At 61.3% G+C, this 20,391-nt stretch carries 27 protein-coding genes; all 27 read right to left on the bottom strand.

The genetic code is table 11. The features are described from left to right. Positions 1–383: 383 nt before the first annotated feature. The gene (locus KHO30_RS35700; protein ID WP_211703710.1) at positions 384–758 is read right to left on the bottom strand and encodes a hypothetical protein; all 375 of its coding nucleotides are present in this window, start codon (positions 756–758) and stop codon (positions 384–386) included. Between the two features lie 49 nt (positions 759–807). Next, on the bottom strand, positions 808–999 hold the full coding sequence (locus KHO30_RS35705) for a hypothetical protein (protein WP_121948085.1): 192 nt from the start codon (positions 997–999) through the stop codon (positions 808–810). Positions 1,000–1,004: 5 nt separating this feature from the next. Then, positions 1,005–1,355 carry a hypothetical protein gene (locus tag KHO30_RS35710; RefSeq protein ID WP_211703711.1) on the bottom strand — a complete coding sequence of 117 codons (351 nt, stop codon included), beginning with the start codon at positions 1,353–1,355 and terminating at the stop codon, positions 1,005–1,007. Further along, the gene (locus KHO30_RS35715; protein WP_211703712.1) at positions 1,348–1,533 is read right to left on the bottom strand and encodes a hypothetical protein; all 186 of its coding nucleotides are present in this window, start codon (positions 1,531–1,533) and stop codon (positions 1,348–1,350) included. The genes KHO30_RS35710 and KHO30_RS35715 overlap by 8 nt, the downstream gene beginning before the upstream one ends. A 624-nt stretch (positions 1,534–2,157) precedes the next feature. Continuing rightward, on the bottom strand, positions 2,158–2,511 hold the full coding sequence (locus KHO30_RS35720) for a hypothetical protein (RefSeq protein WP_211703713.1): 354 nt from the start codon (positions 2,509–2,511) through the stop codon (positions 2,158–2,160). Between the two features lie 46 nt (positions 2,512–2,557). Beyond that, entirely contained in the window at positions 2,558–3,037 is a 480-nt protein-coding gene (locus KHO30_RS35725) for a hypothetical protein (RefSeq protein WP_211703714.1), read from the bottom strand. After that, entirely contained in the window at positions 3,034–3,303 is a 270-nt protein-coding gene (locus KHO30_RS35730; protein WP_211703715.1) for a hypothetical protein, read from the bottom strand. Before KHO30_RS35730 ends, KHO30_RS35725 begins: the two co-directional genes overlap by 4 nt. Before the next feature lie 559 nt (positions 3,304–3,862). Beyond that, the gene (locus tag KHO30_RS35735) at positions 3,863–4,177 is read right to left on the bottom strand and encodes a hypothetical protein (protein ID WP_211703716.1); all 315 of its coding nucleotides are present in this window, start codon (positions 4,175–4,177) and stop codon (positions 3,863–3,865) included. 66 nt (positions 4,178–4,243) lie between these two features. Further along, positions 4,244–4,732 (bottom strand): class I SAM-dependent methyltransferase, encoded by a 489-nt coding sequence (locus KHO30_RS35740; RefSeq protein ID WP_211703717.1) that lies wholly within the window; start codon positions 4,730–4,732, stop codon positions 4,244–4,246. Then, positions 4,732–5,058, bottom strand: coding sequence for a class I SAM-dependent methyltransferase (locus KHO30_RS35745; protein WP_211703718.1), 327 nt, complete (start codon positions 5,056–5,058; stop codon positions 4,732–4,734). The genes KHO30_RS35740 and KHO30_RS35745 overlap by 1 nt, the downstream gene beginning before the upstream one ends. Positions 5,059–5,116: 58 nt before the next feature. Next, positions 5,117–5,398, bottom strand: coding sequence for a hypothetical protein (locus KHO30_RS35750; RefSeq protein ID WP_211703719.1), 282 nt, complete (start codon positions 5,396–5,398; stop codon positions 5,117–5,119). A gap of 575 nt (positions 5,399–5,973) precedes the next feature. Then, a complete protein-coding gene (locus tag KHO30_RS35755; protein ID WP_211703720.1) occupies positions 5,974–6,201 on the bottom strand; it encodes a hypothetical protein in 228 nt (75 codons plus the stop codon). Positions 6,202–6,250: 49 nt separating this feature from the next. Next, positions 6,251–8,206, bottom strand: coding sequence for a DUF3560 domain-containing protein (locus KHO30_RS35760; protein ID WP_211703721.1), 1,956 nt, complete (start codon positions 8,204–8,206; stop codon positions 6,251–6,253). A 573-nt stretch (positions 8,207–8,779) separates the two neighbouring features. Next, on the bottom strand, positions 8,780–9,286 hold the full coding sequence (locus tag KHO30_RS35765; RefSeq protein WP_211703722.1) for a hypothetical protein: 507 nt from the start codon (positions 9,284–9,286) through the stop codon (positions 8,780–8,782). Continuing rightward, the gene (locus KHO30_RS35770) at positions 9,283–9,534 is read right to left on the bottom strand and encodes a hypothetical protein (RefSeq protein ID WP_211703723.1); all 252 of its coding nucleotides are present in this window, start codon (positions 9,532–9,534) and stop codon (positions 9,283–9,285) included. Before KHO30_RS35770 ends, KHO30_RS35765 begins: the two co-directional genes overlap by 4 nt. A gap of 603 nt (positions 9,535–10,137) precedes the next feature. Next, complete coding sequence (locus KHO30_RS35775) at positions 10,138–11,055, bottom strand: N-6 DNA methylase (RefSeq protein WP_244864218.1); 918 nt, start codon at positions 11,053–11,055, stop codon at positions 10,138–10,140. A gap of 583 nt (positions 11,056–11,638) precedes the next feature. After that, entirely contained in the window at positions 11,639–12,154 is a 516-nt protein-coding gene (locus tag KHO30_RS35780; protein WP_211703724.1) for a hypothetical protein, read from the bottom strand. A gap of 41 nt (positions 12,155–12,195) precedes the next feature. Continuing rightward, positions 12,196–12,624, bottom strand: a complete 429-nt coding sequence (locus KHO30_RS35785; RefSeq protein WP_211703725.1) for a hypothetical protein — start codon at positions 12,622–12,624, stop codon at positions 12,196–12,198. A gap of 84 nt (positions 12,625–12,708) precedes the next feature. After that, a complete protein-coding gene (locus tag KHO30_RS35790) occupies positions 12,709–13,242 on the bottom strand; it encodes a hypothetical protein (protein ID WP_211703726.1) in 534 nt (177 codons plus the stop codon). After that, the gene (locus KHO30_RS35795) at positions 13,239–13,943 is read right to left on the bottom strand and encodes a hypothetical protein (protein ID WP_211703727.1); all 705 of its coding nucleotides are present in this window, start codon (positions 13,941–13,943) and stop codon (positions 13,239–13,241) included. Before KHO30_RS35795 ends, KHO30_RS35790 begins: the two co-directional genes overlap by 4 nt. A 341-nt stretch (positions 13,944–14,284) precedes the next feature. Beyond that, a complete protein-coding gene (locus KHO30_RS35800) occupies positions 14,285–14,959 on the bottom strand; it encodes a hypothetical protein (RefSeq protein WP_211703728.1) in 675 nt (224 codons plus the stop codon). A 13-nt stretch (positions 14,960–14,972) separates the two neighbouring features. Further along, on the bottom strand, positions 14,973–15,500 hold the full coding sequence (locus tag KHO30_RS35805; RefSeq protein ID WP_211703729.1) for a hypothetical protein: 528 nt from the start codon (positions 15,498–15,500) through the stop codon (positions 14,973–14,975). Between the two features lie 607 nt (positions 15,501–16,107). Continuing rightward, complete coding sequence (locus KHO30_RS35810; protein ID WP_211703730.1) at positions 16,108–16,629, bottom strand: hypothetical protein; 522 nt, start codon at positions 16,627–16,629, stop codon at positions 16,108–16,110. A gap of 116 nt (positions 16,630–16,745) precedes the next feature. Beyond that, positions 16,746–17,642 carry an ArdC family protein gene (locus KHO30_RS35815; RefSeq protein WP_211703731.1) on the bottom strand — a complete coding sequence of 299 codons (897 nt, stop codon included), beginning with the start codon at positions 17,640–17,642 and terminating at the stop codon, positions 16,746–16,748. A 13-nt stretch (positions 17,643–17,655) separates the two neighbouring features. Beyond that, entirely contained in the window at positions 17,656–17,859 is a 204-nt protein-coding gene (locus KHO30_RS35820) for a hypothetical protein (RefSeq protein WP_211703732.1), read from the bottom strand. A gap of 458 nt (positions 17,860–18,317) precedes the next feature. Then, the gene (locus tag KHO30_RS35825; RefSeq protein ID WP_211703733.1) at positions 18,318–19,028 is read right to left on the bottom strand and encodes a DUF6884 domain-containing protein; all 711 of its coding nucleotides are present in this window, start codon (positions 19,026–19,028) and stop codon (positions 18,318–18,320) included. A 56-nt stretch (positions 19,029–19,084) separates the two neighbouring features. Beyond that, positions 19,085–20,209, bottom strand: a complete 1,125-nt coding sequence (locus KHO30_RS35830) for an adenine nucleotide alpha hydrolase family protein (RefSeq protein WP_211703734.1) — start codon at positions 20,207–20,209, stop codon at positions 19,085–19,087. Between the last annotated feature and the right edge of the window lie 182 nt (positions 20,210–20,391).

Raw genomic sequence — 20,391 nt, forward strand, 5'->3', positions numbered from 1 at the left:
AGCGCTGTTCAGCCGGCCACGGCGCCGCGGCGGCAGAACGTGGGTGCCGGGCAGTGAATGCTTGGTCTCTCGCGCTGTCCGAACGACACCTGCGCGTAATGCTCTGCGTCGGTCGGAGGCGAAATGTGTGTGGGTGCGAACGACAGAGAGCAGCCTATCGACTGAGCCGCGACTCGCGGCGAAGCTGGCGGGGATGGCATGCGCCGGGGCAAGTCTGCAGGACGCAGCCTCAAGAGCGAGATCTACATGCACCGGGGCGCGAAGCCCGCGGCTTGCATGACGGGCAGCGCAGCGGCCAGGCGGGCAAGGTGCCAGCGCATCCGGCTGGAGGCCAGCTGCGGTACCGCAAACAACAACGCCGACATTCGGACGGCGTCGAGGTCCTACAGCGAGTCCGGAAGCTCTAGGCGACCGGTGTCGTACATATGCAGCATAGACAGTAGGTAGGTCGGGTCTGCTGGCCACATGCATCGCTGCCAGTACGCAAGCAACGCACGGCGGATTGGCTCGGGGTAGTCCCCTGCCCGCTTGCGCGCTCTGCGCCAGTCGTTCGCGCGACTCTGGCGATCGGTGAGCGTCTGACGAATGCACCGCTCGCGACGTTGGACCATTTCCTCATCGGCGGATATCTGGTCCGCCTCGATCTGGTCCGCAAAGAGCGGCATCGATTCGCGTTCGATCCGCTGCTTTCGGGCGAACGCAGCGCGCTTGCGCGATGTGTCCCGAAACTCGTACCGCTCGTATCGTTTAAAGCGCATGGCGCTTTCTCCTCTGGGTGAGCCAAGGACTCACCCCGTTTCTAGTGGGTTAGCTGGTGAATGCAGGGTTGGAGCTGGCTTGAACGTGCCTTGTGATGGCGCGCTTGGCTCCCACTAAAGTCCTGCGAGGCTTGAGGTCGAATCCGCTTTCGGGCGTAATGATCTGCGTCTGGACGTGCTCGACGTTGTTGACATAGGACAGGTGGATGTAGTGGCCTTTGTAGGCAACGGTATGGAACATGTCGGTCAGTCCTGGACGGGCACGGGGAAACCTGCTTCGGCGAGTTCCGCGCGGGCCTCGTCGTCCCACACTGCTGGCGACTCTCCTTCGCAGCGGTAGGCGTAGTCGAGCGCCTCTTCGCGGGCATCCATTCCCAGCGCATGGACCTTGGCGGCGACCTCGCGATACGTGCCCAGATCGTGGGGATTACTCTTGGTGTAGAGGGTGACGCCTTCGGGCGGATCGCCCAATGCACGTTTGATCTGGTTGATGAACGCCTTGCATTCGGCTCTACTACGTTCGGGGTAATCGGGTTGCCCGACCTGCGCGCTTTCTTCATCACACGGTGATGACCCGATTTCAATAATTTCAGCCAAGATGTTTCTCCGTCGATGCAAGCAAGTACCAAGCGATAGCGCCGATCAAGCTTTCGGCGCTGTCATCATTCGCGGCCGCAAAACCCCGGTCATGCAGTGCCGCCACCACTTTGTCGAACGCGTCGTCAACCGCTTCCTTCCGTGGGTTATCCATCATTTCGTAAAGACCGTGATGCAAACGGTCCTGCTCCGTACAAGACATACGTTCCTCGCTATCGGTGTGGGCTGACCGGGCCCCTAGATTCCGAGTCCCGGCGTAGAAAGTTGTTTTCGCTGAGTCGGCAGCCTCTCTCGTCGCTGCCGCCGTTCCCCTGAGTTCGTCGTCCCGCGATCAAAGGAGACACGGACGTAGCGGGGTCAAGGGATCAAGCGCGGGGTGCTGGGGCGGGATGGAGCGACTAGCGACTGACACGGCCCCGCGCGCCTTGACGCAGCGCAGGACGTGGCTACGATCGCGAGAAAAGGACGGCGAACGAGGGGGACGGGAATTCGGCACAGAGAGGTCTGCGACGAAGCGAAACGCCCCGCGCGGCGAGCGCGCTAACCGAGCTGCTGCCGGCAGCGAGGCTGGTGGGGATGGCACGCGCCGGGGCAAGTCCGCGGGACGCGGCGCAGTCCCAAGAGCGGGGATGTATATGTTCCGGGGCGCGAGGTTGGCGCCTTGCGTGACGGGCGCAGCCAGGCGGGCAAGATGCCGCGCTCCGGCTGGATCGCTGCGGCGGTACCGGAACCAACAACGCCGACACTCGGCCGGCGTCGTTCATTCCCGATCCTCAGACGCTGCCACGCTAGGCAGGGATGCTCAGTGGTCGGCAGTGTCCGCGTCGAGCAAGCGAATCGGTTTCGGTGCCGTTATCGCGAGCAGTTCCGCTACCTCGATCAGCGCCTTTTGCTCGGCATCGCTCAAGCCAAACGCTTTCGGCCACGCCTTGGCCAGCGCGTCGAGCGCTGCACGCATGCGCTTGTGCATTTCATGCGCTGCGTCCGCCTTCTCGGCAAGTTCGATGAGACTGCGCAGAGCGTTGCCTCGGCCCGTATGGGTTCCGTTCTCGAGCGCTGCCAACAGGAGAGGCATCAAAGCCGTCCATGTAGGCGTCACGTCTATGTGCTTGACGCGCGTCGCGTCGGAACATTCGGTCTGTGCTTGTTGTTGCATGAGAAACACCTCGCTGGGCCGCCTGAGCGACCCCGTTAAAATCAAGTTAAGAAGTAATCGGCCTGCGCCGCTCGGGATGCTTGGCGGCCATATACGCGAACCGGTATGCGCGTAGCAACGTCGAGAACAGACCTTCGTAGCGGTCTGCTACATGCACCTTGAAACCCTCTTCATCCCGATGGATCAGCACGTCAGTGCCGTTGACGTCGAGTTTGAAAATTCCGTTGATCTGGCCGGGTGGCGCTTTCATGACCTCGACGCCTATACGTCGCGCAGCGAGACAATCGGCATGACCGAATGTGTTCGTCGCATGAGTCCAGCCAAAACGCTCCGGGTCGCGGTGCTGGCGGTACACGCGTTCGAACAGCGACGAACCAATAAGGTGATAGACGTCACTTGCGTGCTGGCCGCACACCTCGCAGGCTCCAAGGCGATCACTGGATTGCCCGGTTGTCTTTAGGGTGTAACGGAACACCACGCCCTCGGCATCGTGGATGGTCGTTTCGATTGGGGCGCGTTGGCTCATGCCGCTACCACCTTCGCCAGACGCTCGGCTTCCTTTTTCAGCGCATACGGCAACTTGTTCGCGATCTGGTCATCGCTCAGAGTTTCGAGCAACGTTAGAACGGTCGCGCCCTTCTCGTTCACCATGATCGTTTTTTCGCCCTCGTGGTCTCCCCACCGCGGACCTGCCCTGCCCTTGTAATCGCGGTGCTCGTGTCGATAAATGAGCGTGAGCTTCTGCTTGCGCGAAAGCGTTGCCGGATCGATGGGTCTCACTGCGTCGGACATGGGTTTTGCTCCTTAAGGTTTGAGCTGACCGGGTCCCGAGATTCCGAGTCCCGGCGTAAAAAGTTGTTTCTGCTGAGTCGGCGGCGTCTCTCGTCGCTGCCGCCGTTCCCCTGAGTTCGTCGTCCCGCGATCAAAGGAGACGCGGACGTAGCTGGGTCAAGGGATCAAGCGCGGGGTGCTGGGGCGGGATGGAGCGACTGGCGACTGACACGGCCCCGCGCGCCTTGACGCAGCGCAGGACGCGGCTACGGTCGCGAGAAAAGGACGGCGAACGAGGGGGACGGGAATTCGGCACAGAGAGGTCTGCGACGAAGCGAAACGCCCCGCGCGGCGAGCGCGCTCACCGAGCTGCTGCGGGCAGCGAGGCTGAAGGGGATGGCACGCGCCGGGGCAAGGCGCGGGACGCGGCGCAGTCCCAAGAGCGGGGGTGCATGGTCACCGGGACGCGAGGTTGTCAGCTTGCGTGACGGGCGTAGCCAGGCGCGCAAGGTGCCGCGTCCCGGCTGGATTGCTGCAGCGGTACCGCAAACAACAACGCCGGCACTCGGCCGGCGTCGGGTCAAGCTTCGCAAACATTGTCAGTTGGAGGCTCCGCGTCTGGGCCGGAATTGTCCTCCGCGACCTCGATGAGGCCCTGATCCAGGGCGTCGGCAATGATCTGCCTTTTCTCGTCGTCGGTATCGGCTGGACGGCCATCCCTGAGTGCGCGGACATCGAAGCTGAACCCTGACCCTTCGCCCTCTGCAAACGAAGTAGTGAACCAATATTCCATCTGCCCCTGATCCACGTCGTCATCGTGGTAACAGTGGTACACGTTCACGCCGTTATGCACCGTGAACCGCTCGGGACTTTCAAACACCTGCCGATAGGGCATGTTTTCTCCTCTAAGGTAATTGACTGTGTTGCGGCTGCCCGCTATCCAGTCCAGCGGGCGACGCGATCAAACCATCATCGAGAACAGGTCCAGTTGCTCCACAGACGTCGCGCTGGCGGCTATTGGAACGGCGCGCACGTCTGGTGGCGCTGCTTCCTCAACAGATTCGAAATCGCAAAGTACGACCTCACAGACGGGGGAAACGCCGTGCCATTTGCCGCGATACGATTCCGTGTCGATCCCGCAATTGACGTCGAGCGAAATCCCGGTCTGATCTATGAATTTCCGGCACTTCTCCCCCACGCTCTGGCTGAAGCAGGTAACACCCGAATAACGAAAAGGCGCGGACGGCTGGGGCACGATGAACGTGCCGTGTCGAGCGATGCGCGAAGCCAGTTCGATCACTTTGTATTCGAACTCTGCGCCCCTATAGCGGCCTTCGTAATCCGCCTTGATGCGGCCAAAGGGCGGGTTCGAAATCGCAGCGTCGAACAGCTCAAACTCCTTCCACCAATCACCGAACACGTCCGCGTGAATCCATGTTGCATCGGGCATCACCTTGCGGCCAACACGCACGTATTCCGCGCAGCGCGCTCAACGCACACGATTGACTTCGCCTTTTCTTCGCACGCATGCGCCAGCGAACCAATCCCCGCGCACAGATCAACGATCGCCCGGCAACCGCTCGGCACTTCAAAGGAAAAATCGCGCGCAAGGCCCCATGGCGTGAAAAACGCACCCATCGCGCCGTTGTCGTGAGTTGCGCCCTCCTGAAAGTTTTCGAGCACGAACAGCCGTTCATCCTCCGTCAGTCGACGATCAAGTGCGACGAGCTTGTTTACTTCCGTCATCAGCTTCGTTTGTGCCTTTGTCAGTTTCATATTCTTCCCCTATGATTTTCGGTTTTGGTAGCCATACCGTCGCGCGGCTTGCTGTTGTTCAGTTGATGTGCCGCGCAGTGCCAAGGCCATAAAAGCCACGGATGCCGAGAATCTCCCCGGCCATGTCTGCCAGTGCAAAAAGACTCGGACCGCTCGCGTATTGGCAGTGCCACGCGCCAAGCAGCGAAAAAGAGACGGACTCCCTCGGACGCTCGAAATCGGCACGCAAATACGTGCCCGGTGCGGGGCCAGTGAAAAACGACCCGGTTACCTCGATGCGATCGAATTTGTGTGGATAGATGCACCGCTGGTAATCGGTGGCTTCTTCGGCTTTGATCATTGCTGTGTCCTTTAAAGCTGACCGGAACCCTAGATTCCGAGTCCCGGCGTTAAGGTTGTTTCTGCTGAGTTGGCGGTGTCTCTCGCCGTTGCCGCCGTTCCCCTGAGTTCGTCGTCCCGCGATCAAAGGAGACGCGGACGTAGCTGGGTCAAGGGATCAAGCGCGGGGTGCTGGGGCGGGATGGAGCGTTCAGCGACTGACACGGCCCCGCGCGCCTTGACGCAGCGCAGGACGTGGCTACGATCGCGAGAAAAGGACGGCGAACGAGGGGGACGGGAATTCGGCACAGAGAGGTCTGCGACGAAGCGAAACGCCCCGCGCGGCGAGCGCGCTAACCGAGCTGCAGCAGGCAGCGAGGCTGGAGGGGATGGCGCGCGCCGGGGCAAATCCGCGGGACGCGGTGCGGCCCCAAGAGCGGGGGGGCATGTTCACCGGGACGCGAGGTTGTCAGCTTGCATGACGGGCGCAGCCAGGCGGGCAAGGTGCCGCGTCTCGGCTGGATGGCTGCGGCGGTACCGGAAACAACAACGCCGGCACTCGGCCGGCGTCGGTGGCAACTTACGCGCGTTCGCGGGTTACTGCGTGGCGGCCTGATCGGGGTTGATGACGTGGATTTTTCCATCAGGCGAGAGCGTGAACTCACCCGCGCCGGCGAGGCCTGCGGGCTTCGTCGGCTGGTAGATGTAAATCGCGCCTGGCTTCATGTTTCCGTGCGCCTGTGTTTGTGGTGGCTGCATCTGCGCGCAGGCGCAAAGCGCGCTAAGAGCTGCAATCGAAGCGGTACGGTATGCGGTAGCCAGCATGTTTTTATCTCTTGATTTGCGGCCGCGAAAGCCACGGCCGCATCTACAGTTAATTATCGATCGTCAGGAGCAAGGTGCGAACATTCGTGCCCGATACTACAAACGTTCCTTCTGGTAGCTCTTCCCACGTACCGCTTCGAGCCTCAACCAGCGGCAAAAGTTTTTCCTTCTGGCGCGGGCCGTTCGCACAGATAGCAACCAGACGCCCGCCCGGTTTTAGAAAGTCGAGCGCGTGTGAAATGTGGGCGATATCCTGGCCATTTGCGAACGGCGGATTGATGATTATGCGATCGAACATCCCCAGCTCAGCGCCACACGTCAGGAAGTCCGCGCATACGACCTTGATATCGCTATACGACGTAGCGAGCGTTCGAGAAAGCGTCTGGTTTATCTCGACGGCTGTAACGCTGATAGTGCTACGGTCGATAGCCTCAAAAATCGCGTCGAGAATCCGCCCCGTTCCGGCGCTGAACTCGCCGACAGACTGCCCCGGCTCGACGGCTGCCCTCTCTACCATGCGCGCAGCTGTGACAGCGGGCGTCGGGAACAGTTGCGGCGCGCTGACAACTTGCACACCAGATCGCAGCAAATCACGCAGGCCGTCGAAGACGGGCTTTTGATCTGGCGTTTGAACAGGGGCCGCGTGCTGTGCCGCGTGTGGCTCAACGCTTACCGGCTCCCGTTGGCGCTCAAATGTGGCGGGCGCGGGCGTACCGCTTTCCGGCGCGGGCAGGTCGACGCGCTTCGCGTCCGTGACGAACACCTGCGCCAACCTGTAGCCGGCGCCAGTGACCAGCGCGCGACGTACGCGGTGCACGCCGTGTTTGTCGTTGCTGCCAATCTTCCGGATGCTCTTATAGTCGTCCGGCCGGTTCTTCCACTCTGCAGCAGTCATTTCGAGAAAACCCTCACCGGGGTAGTTCACGAGCGGGGGCTGCTTTTTCTTGGCCTTCAATGCTTCCGTGTCTTTCGCTTCCGGCCCGCGGTAGTCCTTCACTGCCTCGATGCCATATTTCCATTCATTGCGCCAATGAACGACAGCGGGCGCGCTGGTCGTCACGCTATTGATACGCCCGCTTGCGCGATTGACGCGTATCACGACCAGCCATTCGTCATCGACAAGCACGCGTCCGCCTGGCTTGATGTCGTAGCGGTCGGACACAAGGCCGCCCGTTTCATCCAGCATCGCGCGTTCGTACGCGAGCCGGTTTTGCAAATGCAAGATCCAACGCTGACGCCAAGCGATGTTTTTGGTGTGCACTGAAATGCAATGCTTGCTCGCCTGCTCGACGGTCATTTTGTCGTCGGTCAGCAGCGAACAGATCGACGTGCCCCAGGTCTTACCCTCCTCGTAAATCGAAACGTGGTCAAACGCTGCGATGCGCTTGGCCCGCTCCATCGTCAGGCCTTCGGCCTGCCATTTCGTGAGGTTCTCGCTTGCTTCGTTGCTTTCGCGCTGGTGTTTCCGAAGGTCGGCCTCCAGCGTCTTCATGCGGCGATGACGCACGCCGGGCTGCTGCTTGTATTGCGCATGGCGCAGTGCTCCGGATGCGCGACGTGTCCAATACTCGGACGTTTCCCAAAGATTTACCGCACGGCGCATGCCGCTTTCGATGCGCTCGGCGTCGCGGCGTGCTCGGCGCTCGCTATGATGTCCAACGAGAATAGGCTGTCCAAGCGGGATATGGCCCGTGATCGCCGCGACACCCTCGCGCGCGGTGACCGCCTCGGTGGCTCGCTTTTCGCTATAGTCTTCGAACCGGTCCGCTCTATCTTCCGCCCGATCTACCAGACTCATATCTTCGTCGCCAACTTCACCGCAAAGCTCAAGCAGAAGGTCCTCGCGCGCGGGTGTCCACATCGGCGCGACGAAAAGATCCTGCTTTGGCGCGAAGATGAAACCGGCCTCTTTTACGCGAGCGTATAGCTCCGAATCCAGACGTGAAGTCGAATACAGGCGCAGCTTGTTATCTTCCGGCGAATAGGTGGCGCTGAGAGTTTGCATTTACAGTTGTCCTTAAGGTTTGAGCTGACCGGGCCCCTAGATTTCGAGTCCCGGCGTAAAAAGATGTTTCTGCTGAGTCGGCAGCCTCTCTCGTCGTTGCCGCCGTTCCCCTGAGTTCGTCGTCCCGCGATCAAAGGAGACGCGGACGGAGCTGAGTCAAGGAATCAAGCGCGGGGTGCTGGGGCGGGATGGAGCGACTAGTGACTGACACGGCCCCGCGCGCCTTGACGCAGCGCAGGACGCGGCTACGGTCGCGAGAAAAGGACGGCGAACGAGGGGGACGGGAATTCGGCACAGAGAGGCCCGCGACGAAGCGAAACGCCCCGCGCGGCGAGCGCGCTAACCGAGCTGCTGCAGGCAGCGAGGCTGAAGGGGATGGTACGCGCCGGGGCAAGTCCGCGGGACGCGGCGCAGTCCCAAGAGCGTTGGTGCACTTCACCGGGACGCGAGGTTGTCAGCTTGCGTGACGGGCGCAGCCAGGCGGGCAAGGTGCCGCGTCTCGGCTGGATCGCTACGGCGGTACCGGAAACAACAACGCCGGCACTCGGCCGGCGTTCTTCGTGATACTCGCGGTTATGCGAAGTCGCTGCTCCAGATCGCGAGCCCCTGCTCGGCAGGGCGAACAAAGATAGAGTGTCCCGTCATCGAATCGTGATAACTGGCGATACAGGCAAAGCCCTTCGTGTTGTATTCCGCCTGATTGTGGGCAATCAGCCGCTCACGCGTTCCGCCTGGACGGTTAAGCCGATCGGACTTGTAATAGCGATCCATCGCCTCGGCCACGTCCGCGACCTGACTGATCAGCGTGTACGTCTCCCAATCCGGCTCGTAGTAGCCCTTCTTTGCCCGCGCGGCCTGCTCTGCCTCGAATGCGTCGAGTTCCGCGAGGTATGCCGTATCGTTGAGATCGACGCAGCGCGTCAGTAGCTTCTCTCCGTTGAGAATCTGGCGGCTGTCTTCAGAAAGCCTGAGATCTGTCGAGTCGAGCGGGCGACGCCACGACAGATCCCGCATGCGCATCTGATGATGCAGGCGGGCGTAACGGCATTCGCGTTCGTGAAGCTCCTTGGCTGCGTTCATACTAAGTTTTCTCCTTCGCCCGTCGCGGGCAGAAATGTTGCCTTGGTCCAATCCACGTCGACATACTCGGAGCCATCCCATACCTGCAGAGCCTCTCGCTTTGGATCGCGTGTACTTCGAGCAGCTTCATCCATAGCAGCTGCATGGTTCTGCGCGCCAAGCATGATCCAGGCGTAAGGCCCTTTGAGCCTATAGCTGATGAGACCATGCACAGCCAGCGGGCGGTCGTGCATGGGAATCGTGGACATGTGCATTGCGTATTGCTCCAGTGCGGGGTTTACTGAGTGTGTCCACCGGAACCCTAGATTCCGAGTCCCGGCGTTAAGGTTGTTTCTGCTGAGTTGGCGGTGCCTCTCGTCGTTGCCGCCGTTCCCCTGAGTTCGTCGTCCCGCGATCAAAAGGAGACGCGGACGGAGCTGAGTCAAGGGATCAAGCGCGGGGTGCTGGGGCGGGATGGAGCGTTAAGCGACTGACACGGCCCCGCGCGCCTTGACGCAGTGCAGGCTGTGGCTACGATCGCGAGAAAAGGACGGCGAACGAGGGGGACGGGAATTCGGCACAGAGAGGTCTGCGGCGAAGCGAAACGCCTCGCGCGGCGAGCGCGCTTACCGAGCTGCTGCAGGCAGCGAGGCTGGAGGGGATGGCACGCGCCGGGGCAAGTCCGCGGGACGCGGCGTAGTCCCAAGAGCGGGGGTGACCTTGCTCCGTGACGCGGTGCTGTCGGCTTGCATGACGGGCGAAGCCAGGCGCGCAAGGTGCAGCGGCACGGCTGGATGCGGTCCTATGCACTCGCGGCACCGAAAACGAAATCGCCGGCGATCGCCGGCTAGGATTGAGGGAAATGTGGTCGTTCAGAACAGAGCGAGCTGCTCCAGTTTCTTGAAGTCGATCGCAACCGGTTCGGTTGCAGGAGCCCTCACAACCGGCACCGGATCACTCGGCTGCGGATCGATCTGCGGGACATGCTCCGCATCCGGGGGATTGAGCAGGGCCAATGCCTCTGTCTCCGCCCTCTCGCGCTCAGTTTCACGAGCGAGACGGGCTCGCCATCCGCCAAGGATATGCGCAGGGGTGTACCAATGACCCCACTCTTCGAGGGAAAGAGCGTTTCCGTGGACAACAACCCCTGGGATGTGCAGCAGGGAAAGTTGCAGGTAAGCCATGTGAACGCATCGGGGATCGATGTCGACGCAGATTGCATGCATCGAATTCTGATAGTTGATCCCGGCATCGAGCAGCGCATCGGCATACGCGATCACCATTCCGCCGGCGCCGCATGCGGGTTCGTTCAGACGAAGAAAGCCCTTTCGCTTCACTTCGACCCCGTCTCCGACCAACACCATCGCCATCAATTTTGACACTTCAAACGGCGTAAAAAACTGGCCGGTCCTCTCGTTCCCAAGCTCGAACATCATGTAAAGAGACCCGAGCACGTCTGCCAGTCCACCACGGGGCAATCCAGTCTCTTCGTTGAACGATCCGGCTATCCGATCCTCGTAGCAGAGAACCAGTTCGCCAAACATCTGCGGGAACAGGGCCACCTCCTCTTTCTTGTACTTGCCCACGATATCGAGGTAACGCGCCTCGCGCCTTTCGTAATGCACCTTGTCGACGGCATTGCTGATCGACAGAGCCGAAAGCTCTATGAAGTCTGAAAATACCTCGTGCGTGTGGCGAGCGTAGCTAAGGCTGCGAATCATCTTCGCCAGTGCCGTTTGATGTTGCCCGGCCGTGGTGTCATGCTTGCGTACTGCGCTTTTGTTTGCCATCTCGTTACCGAATTGATTTGAGCTGACCGGAACCCTAGATTCCGAGTCCCGGCGTAAAAAGTTGTTTCTGCTGAGTCGGCAGCGTCTCTCGCCGCTGCCGCCGTTCCCCTGAGTTCGTCGTCCCGCGATCAAAGGAGACGCGGACGTAGCTGGGTCAAGGATTCAAGCGCGGGGTGTGGGGCGGGATGGAGCGAACAGCGACTGACACGGCCGCGCGCGCCTTGACGCAGCGCAGGACGTGGCTACGGTCGCGAGAAAAGGACGGCGAACGAGGGGGACGGGAATTCGGCACAGAGAGGTCTGTGACGAAGCGAAATGCCCCGCGCGGCGAGCGCGCTAACCGAGCTGCTGGCGGCAGCGAGGCTGGAGGGGATGGCACGCGCCGGGGCAAGTCCGCGGGACGCGGCGCAGTCCCAAGAACGTTGGTGCATGTTCACCGGGACGCGAAGTCATCAGCTTGCGTGACGGCGCAGCCTGGCACGCAAGGTGCCGCGTCTCGGCTGGATTGCTGCGGCGGTACCGGAAACAGCAACGCCGGCACTCGGCCGGCGTCACAAGGTGATAGGCACCCGGTCAAATGCAGTTACGCGTCGTGTACGGGCGCTTCGTGCGGCTTCGGATCCGCTTCCTGCCAACACCATTCACCGGCCCCGATCGAATAGGTGACAACATCGTCGTTACCCACGCGGATTTCTTCGGCTCCGTACACGATTTCGTCGCCTTCGTTCGGGTCCAGCGCAACGAACACGTCGCGCGTTTCGTCGTACCTGAGACTGTCTACAAGCGGGATCAGGCGCATCGCCACTTCGCGCGTAAAGTACGGCATCAGCCAGCCGTTCCAGCGAACCCCATCGCTGTATGCGGGCAACGCGATTCCATCGTCCATCCACGCGCCTGCGACGGCGACTCGTGCGAACTGGGGTTGCGCAGCCACCGTGAATTGCACGTCGAATTCGGCTCGCGGCATGCGACAGACAAAGCCACCCCCTTCGGCAAAAAATTCGACCGGGTCGCCTATCGTCGCAGCTTCGACACGGTAGCCTCTTCCGTTCTGATAAATGGCCTTCTCGGTTTGCGATGCCTGCTGCGCATGTTCCATGAAACTCCCCTTACTTTGTGGTCTGATTTGATGACGGTGCGCTATGCCCCGTGTGCTTCCTGCGGTGCATGGGTGCTGCGAGCCTGCGATATGGCCGGCGGTATACGCGGTGCGTCACGCAAGGCATTTATCAGCCGAGCAACGGCGGGCGTCGGCGGGTCGCCTTCGCGGCGGCCAAAGCTGCTGATCCGGGTGTCCACGTTTGCCGCGAAGAACTGGACGGCCACGCGTTTGGGTGGCGAATCAAGAATGCCCGCCTCGGGGTACAGCCGATCGAGCGTTACCATCTGGCGAAGAACCAGACGGCTGATGTCGCCCCACGTGCGACCCGGTGCTCGCCTCCAGAATGCAAGCGCATCCGTAACGATGGTGTTCAGCAGGACGCGGATTTGCGCGCTGCGAACTGGATCCTGCGTATGAAGCGGCCAGCGCTCCGGGAGCGTCAGACTTGTCGATTGGTTACGTTGCATGATCGGTCGATGTGTAAGTGAAGCGCTTGCGAGAAGCGCCCCAACTGATTGGTCAGGAAAAGTGGATCGCGTGCGCGTATTGCGTCACAGGTCGGCCCACGCTACGTCCGCAGTCACTTCACGGCTCATGCCGAACGAGCAAGATACGGTGTGTTTGATGCGCTCGCGTTTGCCGTCGATGGTCAGCGTGCCCTTGCCGAAGAAGCGCCCAAAGAGCGCGCGCTGCTCGGCGGCCAGAAGCGTCCCGCTCCATTTTTCGATGCGACTACCGGTGCGCTTAACGAGGAATAGGGCCAGCTTTGCCGCAAGTTCGCAACGATTGGCCTGTACCGTCAGCAGCGGCTCGGCATCGCGAACGACCGGAGCGAGCTTCGCGTCGCGGAAGGTGCGCTTATACGGCGCAGGGCCATAGGACAGCGCCCAATCGACGGCGTGCTGTACGCGATCCCGCGCCTCGGCGGGTGTGCGTGCGAGCTTCGACTCGTACTGTCTGGCGTCGCGCGAAAGGCGAACGTCGAAAAACTCCCGACCGGGGCGAGGTTCGAAACGCATCACGTCGATCTGATAGCGCCCTGCCTTTCCGCCGCCTTCCCAACGCTCAACGAGTTGCGCGCTCATGCTGCCTCCGCACGCTTGCCGAACAAGGTCAGTGCGATTGTTTCCAAACGCCCGATAGCGTCGATAACTTCGCCTCCGTTCGCCGTGCTCGCCGTGATGTAGTTCGCAGCGTTACGGGGACGGCCTGCGAGGTCACGCGCGACATGCACCTTTGCGACACCAGCAGCTACGAGTGCGCGCCGTGCAAACTCGGCAAAGGTCGCAGCCTCACCCAACGCCTTGTCGTCCTTCATCGTGCGAGTGCGGATGCGTTCGATCTTTCGAACCGCTGCGCGCAGTTCGTCCAGTTCAGCGTTGCGGCCATCAAACGTGACGCGATGCCCGAACGATTGCGCGCTGTGGCCGGTGACCATCGCTCGCAATTGAATGGTTCCCAAAAACTCGTAACCGGTCGCCCCGATAACAGAGCGTTGCAGTTCGACCACCAGTTCGGTCAAGCCCTGTTCCTGCTCAACAAAGACGATTGTGTGTGATTCGGGTTTTGTGTCGCGTCGTGTCATGGCATAGCTCCTGTTTTTGCTGACCGGGCCCCAAGATTCGGAGCCCTTCGTGGGGGTTTCCTTTCGGCGGGCGCTTCTCGGTGACAGCGTTGCCGCCGTTCCCCTGAGTTCATCGCCCTGCGACTTCGAGAGCCGGTTGAGGCCGTGCGTCAAGGAGGCAAGTGCGGGGTGTTGGGGCGGGCAGGCGCGCAGCGCCAACACGGCCACGCACGCCTTGACGTCAGGACGATCCGGCTAAGGTCGCGGGTATGGGCGGTGACGGGGAATGGATGGCACGCGACGTATGCGCAAGCGCGAAAGGCCCGCGCGGGAGCGCCCCTTCGCGGAGCAACGCGACGCGACTGACTTGGGTGGCGAGCGCCGGGCGAAGCCCTAGAGCGAACCGCCGTTGTTCGCCGGGACGGGGAATACGCAAGGGGCGCGACAGGCGAACGCCTGGCGGGCAACTTGCCCCGGCCCGGCTGACTGCCAGCGCGAAACCCTCCTCTTTCGCATGCGAAAGGGACGAAGAGCCCAGCGGGCTCCGCGTCGTGGTGTGCGACCTATTCCGCACGCTGCTCGATCAAATCGAATAGGTTGCTGCCGTCGAGTTCGATAGACTGGGTCCCGGTGAACAGAGAGTGCGAGGCGCGGATCACTTCGCTCGGGCCAATCTGCGCGAGCGCTACCAAATCCTCGTGACTCAGCGGCACGTCGACGGACGTGAACTTCACAATGCCTTGCGGCGACTTGCCGTGCGACCAGGGCGTCATGGTGACGTCCATCAGAGCGATCGTCCTGCCGCTCTTTCCAACGCAGTGCTTGCCCGCCACGTAAGTGAGTCGGGACATTTCTTCGCGGAGTTTCGCTTCGGAGACTGGCCTTACTGTAGCCGTGCGCGCATCGACCACGTAGCAATCGCGGCTAGGCCCCGTCTTCAAGGCCGCGTCCAATTCCTCGTTCATGCGCGGATGGCGGCCGAGTTGAACAAGATGAGTGCCGCTTTCGCGGATCACCCATCCGTACAAACCGGTCGCGTAGGTGCGCTGCAGATAGGCACGATCGTGCTCGTAAAAATCAGCCTTGTAGTGCTTAAGCCGGGCGTCTGGTCCTTCAATCACGCTGCGCATGGCTTCAAACACGCGCTCGACGCGTGCAAGGTGCGCTGTGGTTTTCTTGGCCGTTGTGATGGCGTCGTTGGCGATGGCTTCGGCCGACAGCGTAAGTTCGATTTGCATCGATGTGCTCCTGTTAAGCGAAAAGAGGGATTTGAGTGTTGGCGACTTCTTGCGCATCAGCGGAAAGAACACTGCTGACCCATTCGGGTTTGATCTCGTCGGCGTCCCATGAGAGGGCGAAAACTTTCAGGCAGGTCGCGCAACAACGAGCGCGGTACTCGTCGCGCTCGACCGGCGCATATACGGCGTGATGGCCAGTGCTGCCGTTGCGCGCTGCGCCGCACAGCGTTGCACCTGCAGCCGGCCCGGTATGGGTCAGGTGGACAGGTTGCGGCGTCTGCGAGGCATCAGGCTGCCGCTCAGCGACGGGCGCATGGTCGACGGTCTGCAGGTGCTTTTCGTAGCCTGCCCGCTCCGCTGCGTGACGCTTCGGAAACGAGATACCGGGCACGTGCTCATGCACGTAGAAATACTCGCCAACCGCGATGCGCTGGTTATGTCGCAGCCGGTGGCTTGACGCATGGTTTGCGCGCTGCTCGCTGGTGTAACGTTGGAAACTGCGCGTTGCCGGAAAGCGCTTCCTGTAATCGTCAAACGTCATATGCCCTCTGTTGGTTTGAGCTGACCGGGCCCCTAGATTCCGAAGTCCCGGCCCAAAAGATGTTTCTACTGAGTCGGCGGTGTCTCTCGCCGTTGCCGCCGTTCCCCTGAGTTCGTCGTCCCGCGATCAAAGGGAGACGCGCACGTAGCTGGGTCAAGGAATCAAGCGCGGGGTGTGGGGCGGGATGGAGCGACTAGCGACTGACACGGCCCCGCGCGCCTTGACGCAGCGCAAGGCGTGGCTACGATCGCGAGAAAAGGACGGCGCACGAGGGGGACGGGAATTCGGTAGAGAGAGGTGCTTGCCGGCGAAGCGAAACGCCGCGCGGCGAGCGCGTCCTCGCGTAGCAAGCGATAGCGCCGCGGAGCGACGTTCTGTCGAATTGATAGCGCAAGAGAGCGAAGCTCGTCATGCGTGTGGTGACGTTCACCGGGGCGCGGGACTGCAACTGGCGTGTCAGGCGTAAGCCTGGCAAGCGAGTTGCCGTGCCCCGGCTGGATGCTGCTCTAGGAAAGACGGTGTGGCCCGCTCACGCGGCGGCATACGAAAGGCCCCTGCTGTCCGGTGGAACAAGCAGAGGCCAAGGTTGAATATAACGTTGAGGGCTTCAGCCTATTCGACGCACGACGTGATCCCCTGCATCCAGTGTCAGCGACTCCCCGACTTCGAGACCGCCGATGCGGTCGACGTCGTCGCTGTCGTAGCCGAGGGACTCAGAGAAAAATTCCGGCCTGACAATGTGCGTGCCGGGCGTCGCGTAGGACTCGCCCCAAGTCGCTTCGTACGTGCTCGCCTCTCGCAGAACCTTGGCCGCAGCTTCCGGAAACTTCCTCCTGAGCGCGGGATATTCGCTGAGCGCCGCTGCGCTGGGTAACGTCATCCTGTCACCAAAGTTGACCGCATCCGCTGAATGAAAATACAGCGCGTTGTTCACTTCGCGCTCGTGAGCCTGCAACAACGCAGGGACGCCCAGGTGATCGACAAAGCCGAGACTTTTCCCCCGGAAGTAGACCTCGGCCGTCCTGCCGTGATTTTCAAGCGGCTTCACGCTGGCTTCGCGGCAGAACGCCTCGAACGTCAGCTGCTGCGCGTGGGTGACTGGCGAGACGGCGTTGCATGATTCGGACATTGCTTTTTCTCCTGCGACATGTCGCATGTTCAGCGCCAACGGCGCGCAAGCGGGGTGACGGTCCATCACTGACCGTCAGGGCTGGTAGCTACTGCGTAATCGGTTCGGCCGGCGCCTCACGCTGCCGCCAGCATTTGCACCGTCGGCGCTTCAGACATCCGGGCGAGCTTCATCACGTGGGAGTACGCGTCGCCGGCACGGCTAGCCGCGGTAAACAGTGCGTTCTTGTCCCTTCTCAGGACGCGAAGCCAAGAGTCAAGATAGGACGCGTGATACTCGAGCCGGCCCTCGTGCATGCCGATGCGTGCCAGACAGAAGGCGGAGCCAAGTTCGGCGACCAGTTCCTCGAACGCATATGCCTCGTCACCAAACCGGCCGCTGAAGTCCCGCGCGAGTCGCGATCGGTGCCCGGTCCAATGCATCAATTCATGCGTTGCCACATGGTAGAAATTCGCCGCGCAAGCGAAGCGTGTGCGCTCCGGCAAGAAACACTCGTCCGTGCTCTCGCGATAGAAGGCGCGCTCGCCAGTTTCGATGATGCGCGCGCCCGAGCGCTTAAGGATCTGTTCGGCCGCATCAACGGGTTCAAATTCGTCAAATCGCGCCGCGGGCGCAACACCGTCAATCTCTTCGACGTTAAACACACTGAATGAGACCGGGGCTGGGAAAAATTCGACTTCGCCAGTCTCCGGGTCGACACGCTCAACCTTATTGAACCGCACCAGACGGCAACCCTTTGCCCCGCGACGCACCTGTGCGCCGATGTCCAGCGCCTGGTTGTATGTCATCCACTCGTTACGCTTAAAACCGCGATCCGCACCCTCAAGCCAGAGCAGAAGAATATTGGCTCCGCTATAGGCGTTTTTCGTCGCGTAGTTAACCGGCAGACCACCATTGGCGCTGCGCGCCCAAAGCTTCGCTGGCGACATCCGGCCGTCTTCGATGGCCTTCACAATGCGGTCGGTCAGTTCCTGCTTGATGTCAGTGCTTTTTACGGTTCTCACGCGTTTCATGGTTGGCGGTTCCTTATTTCAGTTCGTGGACAAGGTGGCAGTTCTGACGATGGGCGACCTGCTGCGCGTGTTCGACGCTGTCGCAGTCAATGAACGTTCGCGCGACGGCGCCCGAGCGCCCTCCCCCTACTTCGCGCCATTCGTCGGACACCATCACGTACGGCATGCCGTAACGATCCAGTCCGTAATAGGCGATGCTGTATCGAGCTATGGTCATGTCACACCTCTCAATGCACGCCGGGCCCCTAGATTCCGAGTCCCGGCGTAAAAAGTTGTTTCTGCTGAGTCCGCGGCGTCTCTCGTCGTTGCCGCCGTTCCCCTGAGTTCGTCGTCCCGCGATCAAAGGAGACACGGACGTAGCGGGGTCAAGGAATCAAGCGTGGGGTGCTGGGGCGGGATGGAGCGAACAGCGACTGACACGGCCCCGCGCGCCTTGACGCAGCGTAGGACGTGGCTACGGTCGCGAGAAAAGGACGGCGAACGAGGGGGACGGGAATGCGGCACGAGGAGCCGCGGCGAAGCGAAATGCCGCGCGGCGAGCGCCTCATCGCTGTGCGCATAGCAGCACAGCGACACTTCTTCGCCGTGCAACGCGCGGGAAGGGCAAAGCCCTAACCGCGCGCGAAATTTTCGCCGCGGCGTGGCTCTCACGCCGCGGCTAACCAGGTCACGTCGTCAGGCGTTGATCGGCTGCAGATCGGCCAAGGCGATCCAGCTCTGCGCCGGAGCACCGGGTTTGACGTCGAGCATAGCGATGCTCGCGGTGTCGCCGCGGGGACCGTCGAACAGCTCCTCTATGCGCGCCGGCCGTGCCGGAAGGTCCGGCCTCGCACGGTAGACAACCTGGACGGTATCGCCGACGACGTATGCACCGAGCCGACGATAAAGCGGCTGGCCGTTTTGGTGGAACCCGACCACGTGGCCGTCCGACTTCGCGATTGCCCGAAGATACGCGCCAAGTTGTGACCGCTGGTAGCCGATGCCACCGCTCGTTTCGTCAACGCTCGCGTCCGAAGCCACACGCCCGGTCCTCGACAGGTGCGACACGGCGGCTCGCATCACCCGCCGATATTCCTTGCCGCCGACCAGCAACACGTTGCGAGCTTGCGCGGGCCAACCCTCGCACAAGTAGCTCGGGAGATCACTCAGCATTGCGTTAGCACGCTCCGCTGTCATTCGCTGTTCGTAAGGCGCGATGACCGTATCCGCGCACACAAAGCCGTGGCGCGCCGACAGGATCATGACCTCGGGACGTGCCACGCGCGAGACATTCGCACGGAACGTGCTATACATCACGCCCTGATAGAGATCGAACGCCCGCGCCGGCCGCTCCAGCTTTGTCGCAGAGCAGGCCATGATGATGAGATACTTTCCAGCATTAATCATGAGAAGTCCTGATGGATGGCTATACCTCATCCGTCTAGTCGAATGCGTGATGCCGGTCACTCCCCCACCAACTGCATCTGCTCGGCAACCGGGACGGGAACAATGGGAATGCCAGGGCTGCGCGAATCGAGCGCATTGTCCTCGTCCCTCAGCCCGTCGGACAGCAACGCAAACCTGGCACGGTCGGCATCTCTGCGCTTCACTCGAAAATTGGCATCGACAACATCGTTCACACGCGCCCACTGGTTCCATGCGAAGCTGCGACCGAGGCCCACTGTTGTCGACGTACTCGGAAAGCGGTCAGCGCTTCGTACAAGCTCCTCCCAGCTCGCACCGAATTCGACGGTATCAAACCGGCTGTGTCGGCCAGTAAGCGCATTTCGCTCCATGAGCAACGCCCGCTCGAGAAGGTCAGGATGATATGCGGCCAGCCAATACAGTTCCCATTGCTTCGAGGCTGGACAAAAGAAACACGCGGACTTGACCGGCACCATCGCAGCGCCGATTGCTTCGGTGATGGCGCGAACGCAGTCCCGGCGAGCCCAGCGCACAAGTTGCAACGGGTAGACGTAATCGAAATCGGCGTCTGACGGCTTCAGGCCTTTCGATCGGCGCATGTCGGCCCGGCCGCAGTCGTAACCGATCAGCTTGACGATTCGTTCTCCAGCTGCCCGAGTTGACATCCAAAGCGGATGCGGCGGCCTTGCATTCGGGCCAGACTTCGCGCCCTTCAGAAACTGGTCTTGCGGTGATTGCTTCCATTTGATGCTGCAGGATTTCATTCCGAATGCCAACGAAGGCAGCGTCTCATTTGCGAGGCAATTGCTGTATAGGTCGGAGTAACCTGTTGATGCGAGAGGAACCTTGCGGCACACGTTGATCTGAGGCCAACCCCATGAGAGAAGAACCTCGTTCATCTTGTCCACGTGCGCGATGGTTTCCTCTTTTTCGCCACCGGTGTCTGCAAATGTAATCACGTTGGGAGGCAGGTCCGCCGCACGAAGCGCGACAAGCATCGCGGTCGAGTCAACGCCAGAACCAAAGCACACAGCCAGCGCGCGTCCAGCCAATGCATCGTGCAGGGCTTGTCTCTGCGATGGCGATAGCATCGTGTGCGGGTTTGCCGTCCCCAGACCAAACTGATGCCGCGTGCCACGCTGCTTGTCCGTGTTGTTTTGCATCGTGTCCTCACAATCGTTCCAAGCTGACCGGGCCCCTAGATTCAGAAGTCCCGGCGTGAAAGAAGTTTCTGCTGAGTCGGCGGTGTCTCTCGCCGTTGCCGCCGTTCCCCTGAGTTCGTCGTCCCGCGATCAAAGGGAGACGCGCACGTAGCTGGGTCAAGGAATCAAGCGCGGGGTGTGGG

The sequence above is a fragment of the Paraburkholderia aspalathi genome (assembly GCF_905220735.1).
In the GTDB taxonomy this organism is placed as follows: domain Bacteria; phylum Pseudomonadota; class Gammaproteobacteria; order Burkholderiales; family Burkholderiaceae; genus Paraburkholderia; species Paraburkholderia aspalathi.

What these genes read in the sequence shown, in the direction of transcription:
- KHO30_RS35740 (WP_211703717.1), bottom strand. Translation starts at nt 4,732, where the DNA reads ATGCCCGATGCAACATGGATTCACGCGGACGTGTTCGGTGATTGGTGG.
- KHO30_RS35815 (WP_211703731.1), bottom strand. Translation starts at nt 17,642, where the DNA reads ATGAAACGCGTGAGAACCGTAAAAAGCACTGACATCAAGCAGGAACTG.
- KHO30_RS35730 (WP_211703715.1), bottom strand. Translation starts at nt 3,303, where the DNA reads ATGTCCGACGCAGTGAGACCCATCGATCCGGCAACGCTTTCGCGCAAG.
- KHO30_RS35770 (WP_211703723.1), bottom strand. Translation starts at nt 9,534, where the DNA reads ATGTCCACGATTCCCATGCACGACCGCCCGCTGGCTGTGCATGGTCTC.
- KHO30_RS35780 (WP_211703724.1), bottom strand. Translation starts at nt 12,154, where the DNA reads ATGGAACATGCGCAGCAGGCATCGCAAACCGAGAAGGCCATTTATCAG.
- KHO30_RS35720 (WP_211703713.1), bottom strand. Translation starts at nt 2,511, where the DNA reads ATGCAACAACAAGCACAGACCGAATGTTCCGACGCGACGCGCGTCAAG.
- KHO30_RS35705 (WP_121948085.1), bottom strand. Translation starts at nt 999, where the DNA reads ATGTTCCATACCGTTGCCTACAAAGGCCACTACATCCACCTGTCCTAT.
- KHO30_RS35820 (WP_211703732.1), bottom strand. Translation starts at nt 17,859, where the DNA reads ATGACCATAGCTCGATACAGCATCGCCTATTACGGACTGGATCGTTAC.
- KHO30_RS35785 (WP_211703725.1), bottom strand. Translation starts at nt 12,624, where the DNA reads ATGCAACGTAACCAATCGACAAGTCTGACGCTCCCGGAGCGCTGGCCG.
- KHO30_RS35830 (WP_211703734.1), bottom strand. Translation starts at nt 20,209, where the DNA reads ATGCAAAACAACACGGACAAGCAGCGTGGCACGCGGCATCAGTTTGGT.
- KHO30_RS35765 (WP_211703722.1), bottom strand. Translation starts at nt 9,286, where the DNA reads ATGAACGCAGCCAAGGAGCTTCACGAACGCGAATGCCGTTACGCCCGC.
- KHO30_RS35700 (WP_211703710.1), bottom strand. Translation starts at nt 758, where the DNA reads ATGCGCTTTAAACGATACGAGCGGTACGAGTTTCGGGACACATCGCGC.
- KHO30_RS35825 (WP_211703733.1), bottom strand. Translation starts at nt 19,028, where the DNA reads ATGATTAATGCTGGAAAGTATCTCATCATCATGGCCTGCTCTGCGACA.
- KHO30_RS35755 (WP_211703720.1), bottom strand. Translation starts at nt 6,201, where the DNA reads ATGCTGGCTACCGCATACCGTACCGCTTCGATTGCAGCTCTTAGCGCG.
- KHO30_RS35775 (WP_244864218.1), bottom strand. Translation starts at nt 11,055, where the DNA reads ATGGCAAACAAAAGCGCAGTACGCAAGCATGACACCACGGCCGGGCAA.
- KHO30_RS35725 (WP_211703714.1), bottom strand. Translation starts at nt 3,037, where the DNA reads ATGAGCCAACGCGCCCCAATCGAAACGACCATCCACGATGCCGAGGGC.
- KHO30_RS35810 (WP_211703730.1), bottom strand. Translation starts at nt 16,629, where the DNA reads ATGTCCGAATCATGCAACGCCGTCTCGCCAGTCACCCACGCGCAGCAG.
- KHO30_RS35800 (WP_211703728.1), bottom strand. Translation starts at nt 14,959, where the DNA reads ATGCAAATCGAACTTACGCTGTCGGCCGAAGCCATCGCCAACGACGCC.
- KHO30_RS35745 (WP_211703718.1), bottom strand. Translation starts at nt 5,058, where the DNA reads ATGAAACTGACAAAGGCACAAACGAAGCTGATGACGGAAGTAAACAAG.
- KHO30_RS35760 (WP_211703721.1), bottom strand. Translation starts at nt 8,206, where the DNA reads ATGCAAACTCTCAGCGCCACCTATTCGCCGGAAGATAACAAGCTGCGC.
- KHO30_RS35750 (WP_211703719.1), bottom strand. Translation starts at nt 5,398, where the DNA reads ATGATCAAAGCCGAAGAAGCCACCGATTACCAGCGGTGCATCTATCCA.
- KHO30_RS35805 (WP_211703729.1), bottom strand. Translation starts at nt 15,500, where the DNA reads ATGACGTTTGACGATTACAGGAAGCGCTTTCCGGCAACGCGCAGTTTC.
- KHO30_RS35735 (WP_211703716.1), bottom strand. Translation starts at nt 4,177, where the DNA reads ATGCCCTATCGGCAGGTGTTTGAAAGTCCCGAGCGGTTCACGGTGCAT.
- KHO30_RS35790 (WP_211703726.1), bottom strand. Translation starts at nt 13,242, where the DNA reads ATGAGCGCGCAACTCGTTGAGCGTTGGGAAGGCGGCGGAAAGGCAGGG.